Below are 15,945 nucleotides of genomic sequence, written 5' to 3' on the forward strand. Positions count from 1 at the left end.
GATGTCGACAGTCGAAGTGGCCCTGACCGACGCCCGGTTGTGGGCGCGCGGCGCGACGACCCACTGGGACGGGCCGCCCTCGATCGTGCCGACCAGCGATCACACGGGCTTCGTGGCGGGCGAGCCGCTGCGGCCGCGGTATCCGGCGGTTTCGGTGGTGCGCTTCGCCGCGGCCGACCGAATAGCCTTCGGCCCCGCCGCTCCCACCATCACCGACGCGCTGGCCACGGTGTTCACCGCGGTACTGGCCGAACTGCGGCTGCCCGGGCCGTGCGAACGGCTCACGGTCGTGACGCCCACCGAATGGGGCGACCGGCGACGGCACCGGGTGGCCGCCGCGGCGCGCCGGGTGGCCGCCGAGGTCGCGGTCGAACCGCTCGCGCTGCGCGCGGCCGCGCTCAGCGCGAGCACCGGTCAGCAGCAGCGGATCGCCGTGCTGGAGCTGGCCCCGCTGACCACGACGGTGAGCCTGGTCGGCCGGTCCGGACAGCAGACCTGGATCGAGGCGTGCGAACACGAACCCACCGTGGGCGCCGCCGACGTGTCCGAGGGGCACGGCATCGATGCGGTGGCCGCGGTGGTGGCCAGACTGCTCGCGGGCCGACCACCGACCTACCTGGTGGCCCTGAGCATTTCGGATGCCGCGGCGCTGGAGACCCTGCGCGAGGCCATCACGCGGCGGTGCGGATTCCCGGTCGACGTGCGCGCGGTCACCGGCGCCGAGCTGCTGCGCGGCGCGCCGCGGGCGACACCGGCCCCGCGGCGGTTGCCGCCGCCCGCCGCGCGAGCGGGCGCGCTGCGCGAGCACCCCGGGCCCGGTCGACCGCGACGCGGCCGCGGCCTGCTCGTCCTCGTCGGCGCGACCGCCCTCGCGCTGCTGGTCGCCGCGGGCGTGGCCGTGATGGCTCCGCGGGACCGGGCCGAGCCTTCGGCAGCACCGACCACCACGGCCGTCCCGCCGTCCCCCACGGCAGCGTCGCCCTCGGCCTCCGCCGCGCCCGTGGCGGACGACCTCGGCCGGGTACGGCTGCGCATCCCGCCCGGCTGGCGGGTCACCGGCCACTCCGGGGACCGCATCGACCTGGCGCCGAACGATGGTGTCCGCCAGCGCATCACGGTGACCCAGAACCCCCTGCGCCCGGGCACCACCCCCGAGGATCTCGCCGCCGCGCTCACGGCACAGCTGCGACAGCGTCCCGCCGGAACCTTCGGCCCGCTGCGCCCCGACACCTCGGTCGGCCGCCCGGCCCTGGCCTACGAGGAATATCCCGCCGACGGAACGACCGTGCGCTGGCGCGTCATCGCCGACTCCGCCACCCAGGCCAGCATCGGCTGCCAATCCGCGCCCGATCTCTGGGCGGCGTTCGCGCGAACCTGCGACCAGTTCGTCCGCGATCTCGAGCTCACGCCGTGACCCGCGAGCGCAGGGTGAGCACGGTGATCTCGCTCGGTGCGAACACCCGCAGGGGCGGACCCCAGAAGCCGGTGCCGCGACTGGTGTAGAGCTGGGTGGGCCCGTGCTGGGACAGCCCCGCCACCACGGGCTGATCGAGCCGGACCAGATAGTGGAAGGGCCAGATCTGGCCGCCGTGGGTATGACCCGAAATCTGCAGCGCTACACCGGCGGATACGGCATCGGCGATCTGTTTGGGCTGATGCGCCAGCAGCACCACAGGCAGCCTCGAATCCGCGCCCGCCAGCGCGGCGGCCAGATCGGGACCGTGACCGGGCACGGTCACGCCGGTCGGATCGTCGATGCCCGCGAGCACCAACCGGTCGCCGCCGCGTTCCAGCATCCGATGCTCGTTGTGCAGCGGCTGCCACCCCAGCCCGGCCATGTGCTCGATCCATCCGGGCGCGTCGCCGTAGTATTCGTGATTGCCCGTGATGTAGAACCGGCCCAGGGGTGCGGCGACCTTGCCCAGCGGATCGACCTGACCACGCCGCCGCGCCACCGGCCCGTCCGCGAGATCACCGGTGTGACAGACGATATCGGCCGACAGCGCGTTCACGGCCTCGACCACCCGCTGCGACCAGCGCAGCCGATTCAGCGGTCCGTAGTGGGTATCGGTGAGGACCACCAGCCGCGCTCCGTCGAACCCGGCCCCGAGCCCCGCGATCGGCACCGTCACCTCGCGGATCCGCGGCACTCGGCGCGCCTCGACGATGCCCCACCCGATCAGCCCGGCGGCGATCGCGAGCACCGCGATCGCGACCGCCCGCGAGCGCACCGGATCGTCCACCCCCGCAACGATCAGCACCGCCCGCGCCACCGCGCCCAGCACCGACCAGCTGAACAGCACCCACGCCACCCCGAGCAGACTGTCGCCCAGGACGGCCGCCGCGTCGGATTGGGTTCGCCCGTGCCCCAGGATCATCGCGGCGGGCAGCGCGAGGAAGGCGAGCAGGAATACCGCCGAGCCGATCGCCAACAGCGGCCCGTCGGTCGAGGTGTAGACCAGCAACCACCAGGGCACCACGAAGAGCAGGGCGGGAACCGCCAGAAACAGCACGTACCGCACCGGTCGACGATACTCGTCGCCGAATCCGTTGAGCCGAATCGGACACATCGGTACGGTGAGTAGGCTCACTGTGCGGACGGCTTGTGACGAGGGCAGCTTCTCGCTCAGCGAGTAGGAGTTGCCTATGACCGGTCCGTCAGGCGTGGCGGACGCACTCGACGACGCCGACCGCATGGTCGTCGTGTCGCCGCATTTCGACGACGCCGTGCTGGCTGTCGGCGCGCTGATCGCCGCCCGGGTGGAGGCGGGTCAGCCGGTCGAGGTGCTGACCGTCTTCACCGGCGCCCGCGACGACGCCACCCATTACGGCCGCCGAGAGGCCTTCGCCGACTACGTCGTTCGACGCGCCGAGGACGACCGCGCGCTGCGGGTGCTCGGCGCGCGGCCGCATCGGCTCGGGCTGTTCGAGCGGATCTTCCGGGAACCGCCGCCGCGCCATCCATCCGACCTGTTCCACACCCCCACCGATGTGGCCGACTGCCCGGAGGTCGAGGCGGTGCGCCGGACGATCGCGGAGGCGCTGGCCTCCGAGGCGATCGTGCTGGCCCCGTTGGGGATCGGCAATCATGTCGACCACGTACTGGTCGCTATGGGGGCGCTGCGAGTGGGCCCGGCGCCACGGCTGCTGTTCTACGAGGACTTCTCCGCGCTGTCGGAGCGGTGCCGCCGTCGCCATCCGGTATCGCGCCTGCAGCGCTTCGGATTCGGTGACGCCCCCGGCTGGGCGGGTCCGCGGCTGGGCTGCCGGTTGGCCGCGCTGTCGCTGCTGGCCCGCGGTCCGGATCCGACGACGGCGCTGGGACTGCGGGTGGTTCCGGAGCGGTGGCGGCCGAGCGCGCTGCCGGTCCGGCCGGAACACGAGGACATCCAATTCCGCGCTCTTGCCGAATACCGCACGCAGACCGCGGCTCTGGGTGGCGAGCGACGGCTGCGCGCGCTGATCCACCGCGCGCACGACCGCCGCGGCGGCGAATTGATCTGGCGATTCCAGTAATCTCGGGCCGTTACTTCAGCGCGGGCAGGAGGGTTCGCCGATGCCGGTCGGATGGGTTCGTCGGTGTGTGATCGGCGTCGTGACAACGGCGGGACTGCTCGCCGGGCTGCCCGCGGGCGCGGCGAGCGCGCAACCGTGGTTTCATCGGCAGCAGCTGGACTGGAAGCCCTGTGGCGACCGGGTTCTCGACGAGGCGGGCGCGCAGTGCGCGAATGTCGTGGTGCCGCTGGACTACTCCCGGCCCGACGGGCGCACGCTGACCCTGACCATCTCCCGCATCCCCGCGACCGATCCGAGCCGCCGCCGCGGCATTCTGCTGTCCAATCCGGGCGGACCCGGCGGACCCGGACTGCGCATGATGGTCAATATCGGCAAAACCCTCTCGCCCGAGGTGCGCGCGCAGTACGACCTGATCGGCATGGATCCGCGCGGGATCGGCCGCTCGGATCGGGTGAATTGCGCACTGCCGCTGCCGACCATGCTGTTCTCGGCGGGTTTCGACCTGTTCGGCTACGCCCGCGACACCACCCTGGCCGCCGCGCTGGCGGGCTCCTGCCTCGCGCCCGATCCGGAGAAGGCGCGCTACATCACCACCCGAAACACCGCGCGCGATATGGATGTGATCCGCAGCGTCTTCGGCGAGCCGAGGCTCAACTACTTCGGCGCGTCCTACGGAACCTATCTGGGCGCGGTGTACACCCAGCTGTTCCCCGGCCGTAGCGATCGCATCGTGCTGGACAGCGGCGTCGATCCGGATCGCTACTGGCTGGGCATGTTTCAGGATATGGGCCCGGCCAACGAGGCGGGCCTGGACGACTGGGCCGCCTGGGCCGCCCGGCACGACGCCGAATACCACTTCGGCAGCACCGGCCCGCAGGTGCGTGCCTTCGTCGAGGAGGTGGTGCGCAAGGCCGCGGCCCGTCCGCTGATCGGCGGCGGCTATATCGTCGACGAGCACACCTTCCCGATGATGCTGCTGGCGCTGCTGCTCAATCCGCAGCTCAATGCGGATCTCGCCGAGGTGGTGCGGATGGTCGCCGACGGCGTCTCGGGTCTGCCCTTCGATATGGAACGGCTGAAGGCCAAGATCACCGGGGCGATTCCGGTCGAGGCCTCGGGCATGGCCGCGGTCATGTGCGGCGACAAGGCCGCCCCGCGCGATCCCGCCTGGTACTACGCCAATATCGAGCGCGCCCGCCCGACCCAGCCGGTGTTCGGCGCCTTCGCCAACAACATCACCGCCTGCGCGTTCTGGCCCGACCCGGTCGAGCCGGCCACCGAGATCCGCAACGACACCCCCGCCCTGATCCTGCAGGCCACCCGCGACACCCGCACCGCCTACTTCGAGGGCCAGGCCCTGCACCGCGCGCTGACCGCTTCCCGGCTGATCACACTGGCCGACACCCGGATTCACGGTACCTTCCGCAGGGGACTGAGTCCCTGCCTCAACGACATCGTCAACACCTACCTGGCCGACGGCACCCTTCCGGCCACGGATCGAACATGTGCGGCAGATCCGGCATTCTTTCCGGAGTAGATCGAAAGTAGGATGCCGCAAGACCGGATCCGGGAGGGGAAGTCCATGAACAAGCTCGGGCAGGGGCTTCTCAGCGCCTTGGTGGCCGCGGCCCTCGCCGCGACCGCCGCCTGCGGTTCCGACGACGGCGACGGCGCACCGACCGATCCCGTCGTCGATCTCGCGGGGCTGGATGTGGGGAACAATCCCACCGAACCCAAGGAGTACACCAAGCCGACGAGCCTGGAGATGGCGAAGCTGGTGGAGGCCATGCGACTCGGCAATGCCCTGCCGCTGCCGTCGGATATCGATCCCGCGGCGAAGTACGCCATCCAGACCCCCGGAAATGTGTACACCTTCATCTCGTTCGATTCCGAGGCGATCGCGCGGCACTCCGATGCCGACACCAAACAGCTCGACGCGCAGATCAAGGGACTGGTCTGTGGCTTCGTCTCCTCGGGGCGCACGGATACGACGAAGAGTCTGGCGGTCGATCTGGACAATGTCGTGATGCTGTTCGATTCCGAGGACAGCGCCAGAACGGCCGCCGATCTACTCGCCCAGGCCGATTTCGCGGCGAAGCCCAGCTATGCGCCGGATATGACGAAAACGCCGGTCGCCCTTGGTAAATACCCGGCCGCGCACGGGCAGATCACGCCCGCCTTCCCCGGTGGCTTCCGCTCCTGGTACGCCACCGGCAAATACGTGATCTTCACCTACATCTACGACTACGTCATGAGCGCGACCGAGGAGCAGGACGTCCCGAAACTGGTTGCGCGCGCGGAAAAGAGCATCGATACGATTTCCGCCGCCCTGCGTGGGTTCACCCCCACCCCGCCGGACCGGCTGATGACCGCCGATGTCGATCCGGACCGGGTGCTGGGACGGACGCTGCGGACCGTGGTGGTGGACAACTCCCAGCGCGGTAACCCGGGGGTCTACGACCGGCGCGGCGGACTGCAGATTTCGCTGTCCCCCGATACGTCGGCGCAATTGTTCGAGGCGGCCGGAGTCGATCGGGTCGCGTGGATGGGCGGATATCTCTATCGCGCGCGCGACGCCGCCGGTGCGCGAAAGATCGTGCAGGAGATGGCCGCCCCCAGCCGCAAACTCACCCGCGTGGAACCGCCGAAGAATCTGCCCTTCGCCCAGTGCCTGGGCCTGCGCGTGCCCACCCTGACCGCCGTCAACTACTACTGCGCGGTGTCCCACGGCCGCTACGCCGCCTGGCTGTATGCCAATCAGCTGCGCGACGTCCATCAGCGCACATCCGCGCAGTACGCGTTGCTCGTGAACAGCGAGGGTGGCCGATGAACAATCGCAGTGGATTCGGAGCCACCGTCCGCAGAATCGGCTGTGCGATCGTGGCATTGGCCGTGGGGGCGACGATCGCCGGTTGTGGTTCACAAACCAGCGGCACCGCGACCGCGGGCGAAATCGATGTCCGCACATTGGATGTGGGCAAGTACCCCACCGACCCGCTCGATCTGCGCTACACCTACGAGAACGGCATGCTGGACGGGCGAAAGCTGGCCGTCATGCGGCTGGCCGATCACGTCGCGAGCGGCCCGCAGCTGGATTCCCGCTTCGCCTACGGCACCGGGGCGATTCCGATCCTCACCGCGGACGACGCGATCCGGCTTCTCGCTGATGTCAACGGCCCGGTCGTCACCCGCAACGGCATGATGTTCGGCTTCGCGGCGGGCACCACCGACCAGAAGCCCACCGAGGAGGGCAAGGCGCCGCCGAACAGTTCGTTCACCACCGTCGTGGTGCTGCAGTTTCCGGACGAGCAGGCGGCGAGCCGGGCCGCCGCGGAGATAGCGGAGACCGACTTCGCGGTGGCCGCGGATCGGAATCAGCGCGTCGAACTGCCGAAATTCCCGCAGGCGCATACTCATTGGCGGCCCACGGTGGCCACCATCGGTTCGACGATCGCCCGCGGCAATTACGTCGTCAACCTGTATCTGGGCCTGCCCTCGCCCGACGGCAAGGCACTCGCCGACCTCGCCGAGCAGATCTACGCGGTGCAATTGCCGCTGCTCGATGCCCTGCCACCGCTGAATCGCGAGGGCATTCTCCGCATGCCCTACGACCCGGACGCCATGCTGCTGCGCACGCTCAATCCGGAAGGCACCGGCGCGCCCGATTTCCAGGATCAGGCGGCGTTCACGGATCGGGGCTTCCTGCATCAGGTCGGCCCACAGCAATGGTGGCGATCGGCGCTGACCGACACCGGCGTGGACCGCGTCTCGGTCAGCAGGCACCACGGGCCGGGCAGTGTGGCGGTCGTCTACCGTGCCCGCGACGACGCCGCGGCGAATCAGCTGCGCGACAAGCTCTTCGAGAATTCCTACACCGCGCCCGCCGACGCGCCGCGCACGGTGCCGAACGCCCGCTGCGGGGAGGAGAAGTCGTCGACGAGCTGGAAGACCAAGCGATACCGGTGCGCGGTGAGCTATCGCCGCCACGCCGCGACGGTCACCGCCGATCAGCTCGCGGACGTCCACCAGCGCGCCGCGGCCCAGTACGCCCTCCTCGCGAACAGCCGATGACGGTGGCCGCGCGACGGACTCGCAGGACAGGAGACGAAGACGTATGGCGATGAGCCCCGGCACCATCGTCGGCGGTTACCGCATCCAGCGCATCCTGGGCGCGGGCGGGATGGGCACGGTCTATCTGGCCCAGCACCCCAGCCTGCCGCGCATGGACGCGCTGAAGGTGCTCAGTTCCGAGCTGTCACGCGATCCCGAGTTCCGCGCCCGCTTCGAGCGGGAGGCGAATCTGGCCGCGGGACTGGATCATCCGAATATCGTCTCGGTCTACAACCGGGGCGAGGAGCACGGTCAGCTCTGGATCGCCATGCAGTACGTCGACGGCACCGACGCCTCGGCCGAACTCGCCCGCGACCCGCACGCCATGACTCCGCTGCGGGCGCTGCGCATCGTCACCGAGGTGGGCAGAGGTCTGGACTACGCCCATCGAAAGGGCCTGCTGCACCGCGACATCAAGCCCGCGAACTTCCTGCTGTCCAGCCGCGACGGTGAGGAGGAGCGGGTCTTCCTCACCGACTTCGGCGTCGCGAAGTCGACCGAGGATGTCAACGAGCTCACCCAGACCGGCGGGTTCCTGGCCACCATCGCCTACGCACCGCCGGAGCAGCTGGCCGGATCGGCCCTGGACCACCGCGGCGACATCTACAGCCTGGGCTGCTCGCTGTTCAAGCTGCTGACCGGCCAGAATCCCTATCCGGCGGCGCAGCCCGCGATGGTCATGATGGGGCATCTCTACGAGCCGCCGCCGCGGGCCACCGCGGTGCGACCGGGGCTGCCGCCCGCGATCGATGCCGTCTTCCAGCGCGTGCTGGCCAAGAATCCGGCCGAACGCTATGGCAGCTGCCGCGAATTCACCGATGCCGCCGCCGATGCGCTGGTGTCGGGCCGCCATCCGGTGTCGACGAACACCTCACCGACCCGTCCGATTCGGGTCTTCGACCCGCGGTCCGGCACGGATCCGCGAATCTCGCTCTCGGCTCCGCCGGGTCGGCGGCGCAAGCGGTGGCCGCTGGTCGCGGGCCTGGGGACCGTCGTCATCGTCCTCGCGGCGGCCGGAATCGTCTGGGCCACCGGCGATCAGGGTTCGTCCCCCACGCCGCCCGCCGCATCGGCCACCGCGACCCGCCCGCCCGCCGCGGTCTCGGTGGCGCAGGCACGGGCGAACAATCCCGCCTTCGAGGGCAAGCCGATCGCGATGGTCGACGTCACGACCGGCGATGAATACGACCCGGCCGTGGCGGTTTATCTATCCCCGAGTCCGCAAACGGATTTCCTCGGCCGACTGGGTCTTTACTACAACCCGGGTTTCACCAAACACGGTGACGAACCCTCGCCGCGGAGGGTCGGCAAGGACGACCGCTACGCCACCTTCACCAAGAACCTCACCGGTGGTTATCTGATCGCGGTGCGCAGCGATCCGAAGGCGGGCAACGGTGGTCAGCTGGGATTGCCCGCATATCTCAGCAGCGTTCGCGCCGAGGTGATCGTCGTCGACGATCCGGGCCTGATCGCGGCGCTGCGAAATTGGTCCGACGGCTCGGAGCAGGTCGTCCTCGAGAAGCTGGTGCCGATTCTGCGCGACCACATCAAATAGGGGCCGAAAAAGTATGTGCGCCCTGAATCGTCAGGGCGCACATACTCGATTCGGACCAGAGCGAACCGCTCGTCTAGCCGCCGAACTGGGTGGCGGCGAGCATCGCGTCCTGCTCGGCCATGCTGATGGCGCCGTCCTCGACCGCCTTGGCGATCGCCTCGAGGATGGTCATGATCTCGTTGTGGGCGCTGTCCCACTGGGCCTGCTTGCCCGAGTAGGCTTCCTGGGCGCCGGACTGCCACTGCGCCACCAGGCCCTTGACGTAGCTCTCGAGCTCGTTGCGGGTCTCCTGCAGCCGAGCCTTGGAATTCCGGAGATCTCCGGCAAGGGTGATGAGCTGGTCCCGGTTGTATGCGATCTGGGTCACGATGTTCTCCTTAGGGAAAGCTTGTGCGGAATCAGGCCGTCGGGATGTTCAGGCTCGACGGGGCTCCCAGATCGCCCGAGGCACCGGCCTTCATGATGGACTGCTGGATCGCCTCTTCGGCGTTGGTGTAGCCGATCCCGCTCTGGCGAATCGCGCCGGCGATATCCTGCAGCGTGTTGTTCAGGCGCTTGGAGGCCTCCTGGAATTCGACCATCACCCCGTGGAAGGCGCCGCTCGCGTCACCCTTCCAGTGGACGGCCGAATCGACGGCACCCTGAATGCGGGTGAGTTCCGCCTGCAGCTGCGAGTTCACATCCTCGACGTGCTTGGCCGAGGCCTCCATCTGCGCGAAATCGGTAGTGACGTTCCCCGCCATGACATCTCCTTTTGTGATCAGACTCGGTTCGGGAGGCCCCAAACGAGCGTGAACGTTCTGGTCCTATATATGGATTGGACGCACCGATGCGTGGATCGGTTCCGTCGACTCGGCGACTTCTTCTGGACGGCACCGCGGCGACACCCCCAGCTTTCGCGCCGGTTCACACACTTGCGCGACTAGCCTCTCCCCCTATCGAATTGAGGCACCCGGCCTGGGCCGGATTGCCGAATTCCGGTACGCCTGCCAGCTGCCTTCGATCGCTGGTCAGGGTGCTCTCATACGCTAGGCGAGGACGTCGGCGAACACAACAGGTCATGCCCCCGGATCCGGGGGCTCGACGGCACGCCGCGGTGCTCATACCGAAGGCATCCATGTCGTCTGGATGAGGCCGATACCCGCCCGGGAGATGAACCGGCCGCGGCCCGGCGGCATCGGGCTGGGCCGGACATTGCCCAGCAGCGCGCCCTCGCCGGGGTCGCCGCTCATGATCAGACCCGGCGACGCCAAATCCTTCAGACGGCCGATGAACGGGTCGAACATTGAGCGCGAGGCGCCACCGGCGCGCCGCGCGAGGATCAGGTGCAGACCCACGTCCCGGCCGAGCGGCAAATACTCGAGGATGGGCTGCAGCGGGTTCCCGCTCTGCGAGGCCACCAGGTCGTAGTCGTCGACCACGACGAACAGCTCCGGCCCCTGCCACCACGACCGGTCCTTCAGCTGCTGCGGCGTGATGTCCGGTCCGGGCATGCGCGAGGCCATCAGCGCCGCCACGTCCTTGGCGTTCACGGCGAGGCCCTGCGCGGTGGTCGCGTAGGCGGCCAGGTGGTTGTTGTCGACCGCGCCGAGCAGCGTGCGTCGGTAGTCGACCAGCAGGATCACCGCCTTGTGCGGCGGATTCGAATCGACGATGCCCTGGCAGATCGTTCGCAGCAGCGTCGTCTTACCGCATTCGCTGTCGCCGAAGATCAGCAGATGCGGATTCTCGACGAAGTTCAGCTGGACGGGTGCGAGCTCGGCCTCGTTGATGCCGATCGGAATGGACAGGCAGCGGTCGAACGCGGTCTCGGTCGGCCAGCTCGGCGTGAGCCGCAGGACATCCTCGCGGGTCAGGCGCTCCGGCAGCATGCGCACCGCGGGGGCCGGGCGGCCCGGGGTCATGGCCTTGATCTTGGCCACCGCGTCGGCGACGCCCGCGCCGAGATCCGAGGCGTCCGAGCGGCCGTCCACCCGCGGCAGCGCCGTCAGCATGTGCAGCGTCTCCGGCGTCATACCGCGACCCGGTCGGCCCTGCGGAACCAGCGAGGCGAACTTGCGGCCCAGGTCGGAATCCATCGGATCGCCCAGGCGCAGCTCGATCCGGGTGCCGATCTGATCCTTCAGCGCGGGTCGCGCCTCGGCCCAGCGCGACAGCGCGATCACCACGTGCACGCCGTAGGACAGACCCTGCACCGCGAGATTCATGATCGGCTGCTCGAGGGCGTCGAAGTCCTGGCGGATCGAGCCGAAGCCGTCGATCACCAGGAAGACGTCACCGAACGGATCCTCGTGCGCGCCCGCGGCATTCGGGCTGGCGGCGGGATCCGTTCCACGCAGGCGGCGGAAGTCGGCCATCGACTCGATGCCGAGCTGACGGAAGCGCAGTTCGCGCTGGCGCACGATCGTCTGCATCTCCGCGACGGTGCGGCGCACCTTGTCCTCGTCGAGACGGCTGGCGACCGAACCCACATGCGGCAGTCCCTCGAGGCTGGCCAGCGTGCCGCCACCGAAGTCGAGGCAGTAGAACTGCACCTGCTCGGCGGTGTGGGTCATCGACAGCGCCATGATCAGGGTGCGCAGCGCGGTCGACTTACCCGACTGCGGACCGCCGACGATCGCGACATTGCCGCGGGCGCCGGACAAATCGACGAGCAGCGGGTCGCGTCGCTGATCGTAGGGCCGGTCCACATCGCCGATCGGGGCGCGCAGCGTGGCAAGGGCGTTGTATTCGCCGGTGAGGATCGACCGCGGGATGAGCTGGTCCAGGGTGGAGGGCTCGTTCAGCGGCGGCAGCCAGATCTCGTGCGCCGGGCGGCCGTGGCCGCGGATGCGCGATACCAGCATCTCGAGATTGGTGGTGCCGTCGCCCTCCTCCGCACTCTCCTGCGGCGCGATCTGCTGCGGCAGCGGGATGTGATCGCTGGCCCGGAAGTCGACCTGATTCGCGTTGAACGGGCGGGCCGTGATGTCGATTTCGCCGCCCGCGATACCGGCCTGGGTGATCTCGCGCTGTGAACCGCCGCCGACGTACGGACCGGACACATAGGCCGCCTGGAAGCGGACGATCTCGCCCGCGTCGGTCTTCAGATAACCGCCGCCCGGACTGCTGGGCAGGTTGTAGGCGTCGGGAATGCCGAGCACCTGGCGGGACTCGTTGGCCGAGAAGGTCTTCAGGCCGACCCGGTAGGCCAGGTGGGTCTCCAGACCCTTGAGCCGCCCCTCCTCCAGTCGCTGCGAGGCCAGCAGCAGATGGACGTGCAGCGATCGGCCCAGGCGGCCGATCTGGACGAACAGATCGGCGAAATCCGGATGCTGGGCAAGCAGTTCGGAGAACTCGTCGAGCACCACGAACAGCGCCGGTAGCGGATCGAGTTCAGCGCCGGAGGCGCGCGCCTTCTCGTACTCGCTGACATTGATGAAGTTGCCGTGCTGGCGCAGCATGTTCTGGCGGCGGTTCATCTCACCGGCCAGGGCGTCGTGCATGCGGGCGACGAGGTCGGCCTCTTCCTCGAGGTTGGTGATGACCGCCGCGACATGCGGCACGCCCTCCAGGCCCAGGAACGTCGCACCGCCCTTGAAGTCGACGAGGACGAAGTTCAGCTGGTCGGGCGAGTGGGTGGCCAGCATCGACAGCACCAGCGTGCGCAGGAATTCCGACTTACCCGAACCGGTCGCGCCGATGCACAAGCCGTGCGGACCCATACCGTTCTCGGCGGCCTCCTTGATGTCGAGGTAGACCGGCAAGCCGTCGGTGCCCACGCCGAACGGCACCCGCAGCCGCTCGCGGCCATAGCGCGGCTTCCACGCGCTCTCCGGATTGAACGTGCCGATATCGCCCAGGCCCATCAGCTGCGCCCAGGACGAGATCACCTCGGCCTCTTCGACCTGGGTCTCACCGCGCTGGGCCGGGGCCACCCGGAACGGCGCGAGCCGCCGCGCCACCTGCTCGGCCTGCCTCGCGCTGATGCGGTCGATCAGCGCGAAGCGCTCCATATTCCCGGTGGCGCCGCGGCCGACGCATTCACCGTTCTCGACCACCATCTGGATGCCGCGCGAAACCGCCAGGCGCGGTGCGTAATTGCACAGGTCGACGATGGTGACGCCCTCGTAGCCGGACTCGCGCAGGTGATCTTCCTCGGCCTCGAGCAGACCGCCGTCGACGACGATGACGACATGCACCAGATTCTGATTGGCGGGCTGATTGCGGGAATACCGAACGCGGTTGTGCAGCAACGGATTCAGGCCGTCGATCATGGCCCGGATCGAGCCGTAGACCATACGCTGGGTACCGACGCCGTCCTGCGCCTCCGGATGCTGGTTGTGCGGCAGCCATTTGGTCCATTCCCACTCGCGCGAGGTGTCCGCGCCGCAGACCACCGCGACCAGCACCTGATCCGGCGCCTGGAACATGCACAGCTGCAACAGCATCGCGCGCGTCATGTCCCGGGCCTGGGTGCGGTCGCCGTTGAGCTGGATGGTCGCGAAACCCTTCACGGCGACGGCGGTCGGCAGATCCGGCACGGTGGAATGGGTGCGCACGAACCGGCGCAGCGAGACCGCCGCGATCGGCTCCAACTCCTCCACCGGACCCGTCTCCGGCGCCACCAGCCGGGTCGCGAGGCGCTGACCGCCCAGGCCGATACGGGCGTGGCAGAAGTCCTTGTCGCCGGGGCGGCGTTCCCACATGCGGCTGGTGCCCGCGAGCATCCAGATCAGGCCGGGCTCGGGATGACTCCATTCGACGGCGGCGCGCTGCTGGGCGGCGGTCTCGTCGACATCCTTGCGCACCTGATCGAGATAGCGCAGATAGTCCTTGCGATCCTCGTTGGCCTCGGCCGCCTTCTGCCCCTTCCCGCCCTGCCCGGCGAACATGCCGACCATCGAGAAGAGCATCATCATCGGGAACATCATCGCCATCGGATTGGACGCGATGCCGCCGCCGCGGGTGAACAGCAGCGCCATCATTCCGACCATGCCGACGACCATGACGACCGGCATGAGTTTGGCGAGCAGACTTCCCGGTATCGCCCGGGGAATCTCCGGCGGCGGCTGCAGCGTCACCTCACCGCCCGGAGAGCGCGGAACCTCCCGGCGCTGGCGGCGCTGAAACCGGACGGTGCTCATCGACGCTGGATCCCCCTTCGGCGACTGTACTGCGGCCTCAGTGTAGAGGGCGCTGCCGACATGTCGTACAGTTCGGGCAGCATTCTGCACGGATGAACCGCGCGACCGCAAACCGGTGCGCACGCGGAAACACGAGGTAGAGACGAGGTTGGGGGAAGCGTGACGCACGCGCGACTGGATCACATCGCCGAGGATGCGAGCCGCGGTATCGTCCGGGCGCCGGACCTGGCGCGGGTCACCATTCTCGCCAAACATACTCAGGTCGATATGGCCATTCCGGTGGATGTGCCGGTGGCCCTTGTGATTCCGAGCGTGGTCGACATGGTCGCCCAGCACAGTCGCACCAATGAATTCGACAATACGGGCGAACAATTCGAACCGGCGGAATGGGTGCTGGCCCGAATCGGTCAACCGCCCTTTTCCAATTCGCTGAGTCTCGGCGAGCACGGTGTGCGCGACGGCGAGCTGCTCATGCTGGAGAGCGCGGACCACGTCGCGCCCACCCCGCTGTTCGACGACATCATGTACAACGTCGCGATCGCCGATGCCGACCATTTCCGCGCCTGGTCGCCGCGGGTCGCGCGGCTCACCGGATCGGTCATCGCGGTGCTGACCATGCTGGTCGGCTGCGCCGCTCTGCTGGCCGCGCCCGATGCGCTGCCCGGCTGGATTCCGGGTTCGGTGGCCGCGGTCATCACGATCCTGCTCGTCATCGCGGGCACCGTGCTCAGCCGGATGTACGGCGATCGGTCCACCGCGCTGGTACTGGGCGGCTGCGCGCTGCCGACCGCGTTCACCGCGGGCATGCTGATCGTCCCGGACCACTACGGCTGGGCGAACCTGCTGCTCGGCTCGGTGCTGGTGGGCGCGACCGCGGTGCTGGCCTGGCGGGTCAGCGGCGTGGGCCTGGCACTGTTCATCGGCGCGACCACGCTGGCGGTCTTCGCGGTTCCGGCGAGCCTGGTGGGCCTGCTGACCGCGCAGCCGAACAAGGCCATCGGGGCGATCGCGGCCGCGGTAGCCCTCGGCGCGCTGTCGCTGGCGCCGCGGGTATCGATGCTGCTGGCGAAGCTGCCGCTGCCGCCGGTCCCCTCGCCGGGCACCCCGATCGATCCGACCGAGGACGATCCCGACGACCACCGCGCACTGCCGTCGATGGAGGTGCTGCGCGCGAAATCCGAACGCGCCCGGATGTATCTGGCCGGACTGGTCACCGCCACCACGCTGGTGACGGTGACCGGCGCGCTGGCCGCCGCCGATCCGCAGGCGTCGAGCCCGTACTGGCCCGGCATCGCCCTGGCCCTGGTCTGCTCGGTGGTGCTGATGTTCCGCAGCCGCACCTATGCGGGCGCCGAACAGGCGGTCGTGCTGATCGCGGGCGGCTCGGCCATCCTGCTGCTGCTCATGATCGGCGCGGCCGTCACCGTCGAACAGCCCCTGGCGGTCTTCGCCGCCGCCATGGTGATGGTGGTCGGCGGCCTCATCCTCGGCATCGTCATTCCCAACCAGCAGGCCACTCCCCCCATGCGCCGCGCGGTGGAGCTGCTGGAATACGCCTTCGTGGCCGCCGTTGTGCCGCTGGTGTTCTGGGTGGCGGAGCTGTACCAGCTCGTCCGTTCGCTCTGAGCGGCGGTGAGG

General features: G+C 69.0%; 11 protein-coding genes. 7 read left to right on the forward strand and 4 right to left on the reverse strand.

Going from position 1 to position 15,945, the window contains the following annotated elements; all coding sequences use genetic code 11:
• Position 1: 1 nt before the first annotated feature.
• On the forward strand, positions 2-1,414 hold the full coding sequence (locus tag NDR87_RS19400) for a type VII secretion-associated protein (RefSeq protein ID WP_251914451.1): 1,413 nt from the start codon (positions 2-4) through the stop codon (positions 1,412-1,414).
• Here the strand turns inward: NDR87_RS19400 and NDR87_RS19405 are convergent.
• On the reverse strand, positions 1,404-2,570 hold the full coding sequence (locus NDR87_RS19405; protein ID WP_286013767.1) for a metallophosphoesterase: 1,167 nt from the start codon (positions 2,568-2,570) through the stop codon (positions 1,404-1,406). The genes NDR87_RS19400 and NDR87_RS19405 overlap by 11 nt on opposite strands.
• A gap of 76 nt (positions 2,571-2,646) precedes the next feature.
• Between NDR87_RS19405 and NDR87_RS19410 the strand changes: the two genes are divergently transcribed.
• The 5 genes from NDR87_RS19410 to NDR87_RS19430 all read left to right on the forward strand — a co-directional run bounded on the left by NDR87_RS19410 (position 2,647) and on the right by NDR87_RS19430 (position 9,181).
• Positions 2,647-3,516, forward strand: a complete 870-nt coding sequence (locus NDR87_RS19410) for a PIG-L deacetylase family protein (protein ID WP_251914449.1) — start codon at positions 2,647-2,649, stop codon at positions 3,514-3,516.
• A gap of 79 nt (positions 3,517-3,595) precedes the next feature.
• The gene (locus NDR87_RS19415) at positions 3,596-5,053 is read left to right on the forward strand and encodes an alpha/beta hydrolase (protein WP_251914448.1); all 1,458 of its coding nucleotides are present in this window, start codon (positions 3,596-3,598) and stop codon (positions 5,051-5,053) included.
• Positions 5,054-5,098: 45 nt separating this feature from the next.
• Entirely contained in the window at positions 5,099-6,346 is a 1,248-nt protein-coding gene (locus tag NDR87_RS19420; RefSeq protein ID WP_251914447.1) for a hypothetical protein, read from the forward strand.
• Positions 6,343-7,587 carry a hypothetical protein gene (locus NDR87_RS19425; protein ID WP_251914446.1) on the forward strand — a complete coding sequence of 415 codons (1,245 nt, stop codon included), beginning with the start codon at positions 6,343-6,345 and terminating at the stop codon, positions 7,585-7,587. The genes NDR87_RS19420 and NDR87_RS19425 overlap by 4 nt, the downstream gene beginning before the upstream one ends.
• A gap of 43 nt (positions 7,588-7,630) precedes the next feature.
• Positions 7,631-9,181: a serine/threonine-protein kinase gene (locus NDR87_RS19430; protein ID WP_251914445.1), complete on the forward strand. Its 1,551-nt coding sequence runs from the start codon at positions 7,631-7,633 to the stop codon at positions 9,179-9,181.
• A 73-nt stretch (positions 9,182-9,254) separates the two neighbouring features.
• Here NDR87_RS19430 and NDR87_RS19435 read toward each other — a convergent pair whose 3' ends face one another.
• From NDR87_RS19435 to eccCa, 3 genes are all read right to left on the reverse strand, one after another.
• Positions 9,255-9,548: a WXG100 family type VII secretion target gene (locus NDR87_RS19435; protein ID WP_251914444.1), complete on the reverse strand. Its 294-nt coding sequence runs from the start codon at positions 9,546-9,548 to the stop codon at positions 9,255-9,257.
• A 31-nt stretch (positions 9,549-9,579) separates the two neighbouring features.
• On the reverse strand, positions 9,580-9,924 hold the full coding sequence (locus NDR87_RS19440; protein ID WP_251914443.1) for a WXG100 family type VII secretion target: 345 nt from the start codon (positions 9,922-9,924) through the stop codon (positions 9,580-9,582).
• A gap of 357 nt (positions 9,925-10,281) precedes the next feature.
• Positions 10,282-14,307 (reverse strand): type VII secretion protein EccCa, encoded by a 4,026-nt coding sequence (eccCa, locus tag NDR87_RS19445; RefSeq protein ID WP_251914442.1) that lies wholly within the window; start codon positions 14,305-14,307, stop codon positions 10,282-10,284.
• 159 nt (positions 14,308-14,466) lie between these two features.
• Between eccCa and eccD the strand changes: the two genes are divergently transcribed.
• On the forward strand, positions 14,467-15,933 hold the full coding sequence (gene eccD, locus NDR87_RS19450) for a type VII secretion integral membrane protein EccD (protein WP_251914441.1): 1,467 nt from the start codon (positions 14,467-14,469) through the stop codon (positions 15,931-15,933).
• Positions 15,934-15,945 lie beyond the last annotated feature (12 nt).

This window comes from Nocardia sp. CDC159 (genome assembly GCF_023740735.1).
GTDB classification, from domain to species: Bacteria; Actinomycetota; Actinomycetes; order Mycobacteriales; family Mycobacteriaceae; genus Nocardia; species Nocardia pulmonis.

What these genes read in the sequence shown, in the direction of transcription:
- NDR87_RS19400 (WP_251914451.1), top strand. Translation starts at nt 2, where the DNA reads ATGTCGACAGTCGAAGTGGCCCTGACCGACGCCCGGTTGTGGGCGCGC.
- NDR87_RS19405 (WP_286013767.1), bottom strand. Translation starts at nt 2,570, where the DNA reads ATGTGTCCGATTCGGCTCAACGGATTCGGCGACGAGTATCGTCGACCG.
- NDR87_RS19410 (WP_251914449.1), top strand. Translation starts at nt 2,647, where the DNA reads ATGACCGGTCCGTCAGGCGTGGCGGACGCACTCGACGACGCCGACCGC.
- NDR87_RS19420 (WP_251914447.1), top strand. Translation starts at nt 5,099, where the DNA reads ATGAACAAGCTCGGGCAGGGGCTTCTCAGCGCCTTGGTGGCCGCGGCC.
- NDR87_RS19425 (WP_251914446.1), top strand. Translation starts at nt 6,343, where the DNA reads ATGAACAATCGCAGTGGATTCGGAGCCACCGTCCGCAGAATCGGCTGT.
- NDR87_RS19430 (WP_251914445.1), top strand. Translation starts at nt 7,631, where the DNA reads ATGGCGATGAGCCCCGGCACCATCGTCGGCGGTTACCGCATCCAGCGC.
- NDR87_RS19440 (WP_251914443.1), bottom strand. Translation starts at nt 9,924, where the DNA reads ATGGCGGGGAACGTCACTACCGATTTCGCGCAGATGGAGGCCTCGGCC.
- eccCa (WP_251914442.1), bottom strand. Translation starts at nt 14,307, where the DNA reads ATGAGCACCGTCCGGTTTCAGCGCCGCCAGCGCCGGGAGGTTCCGCGC.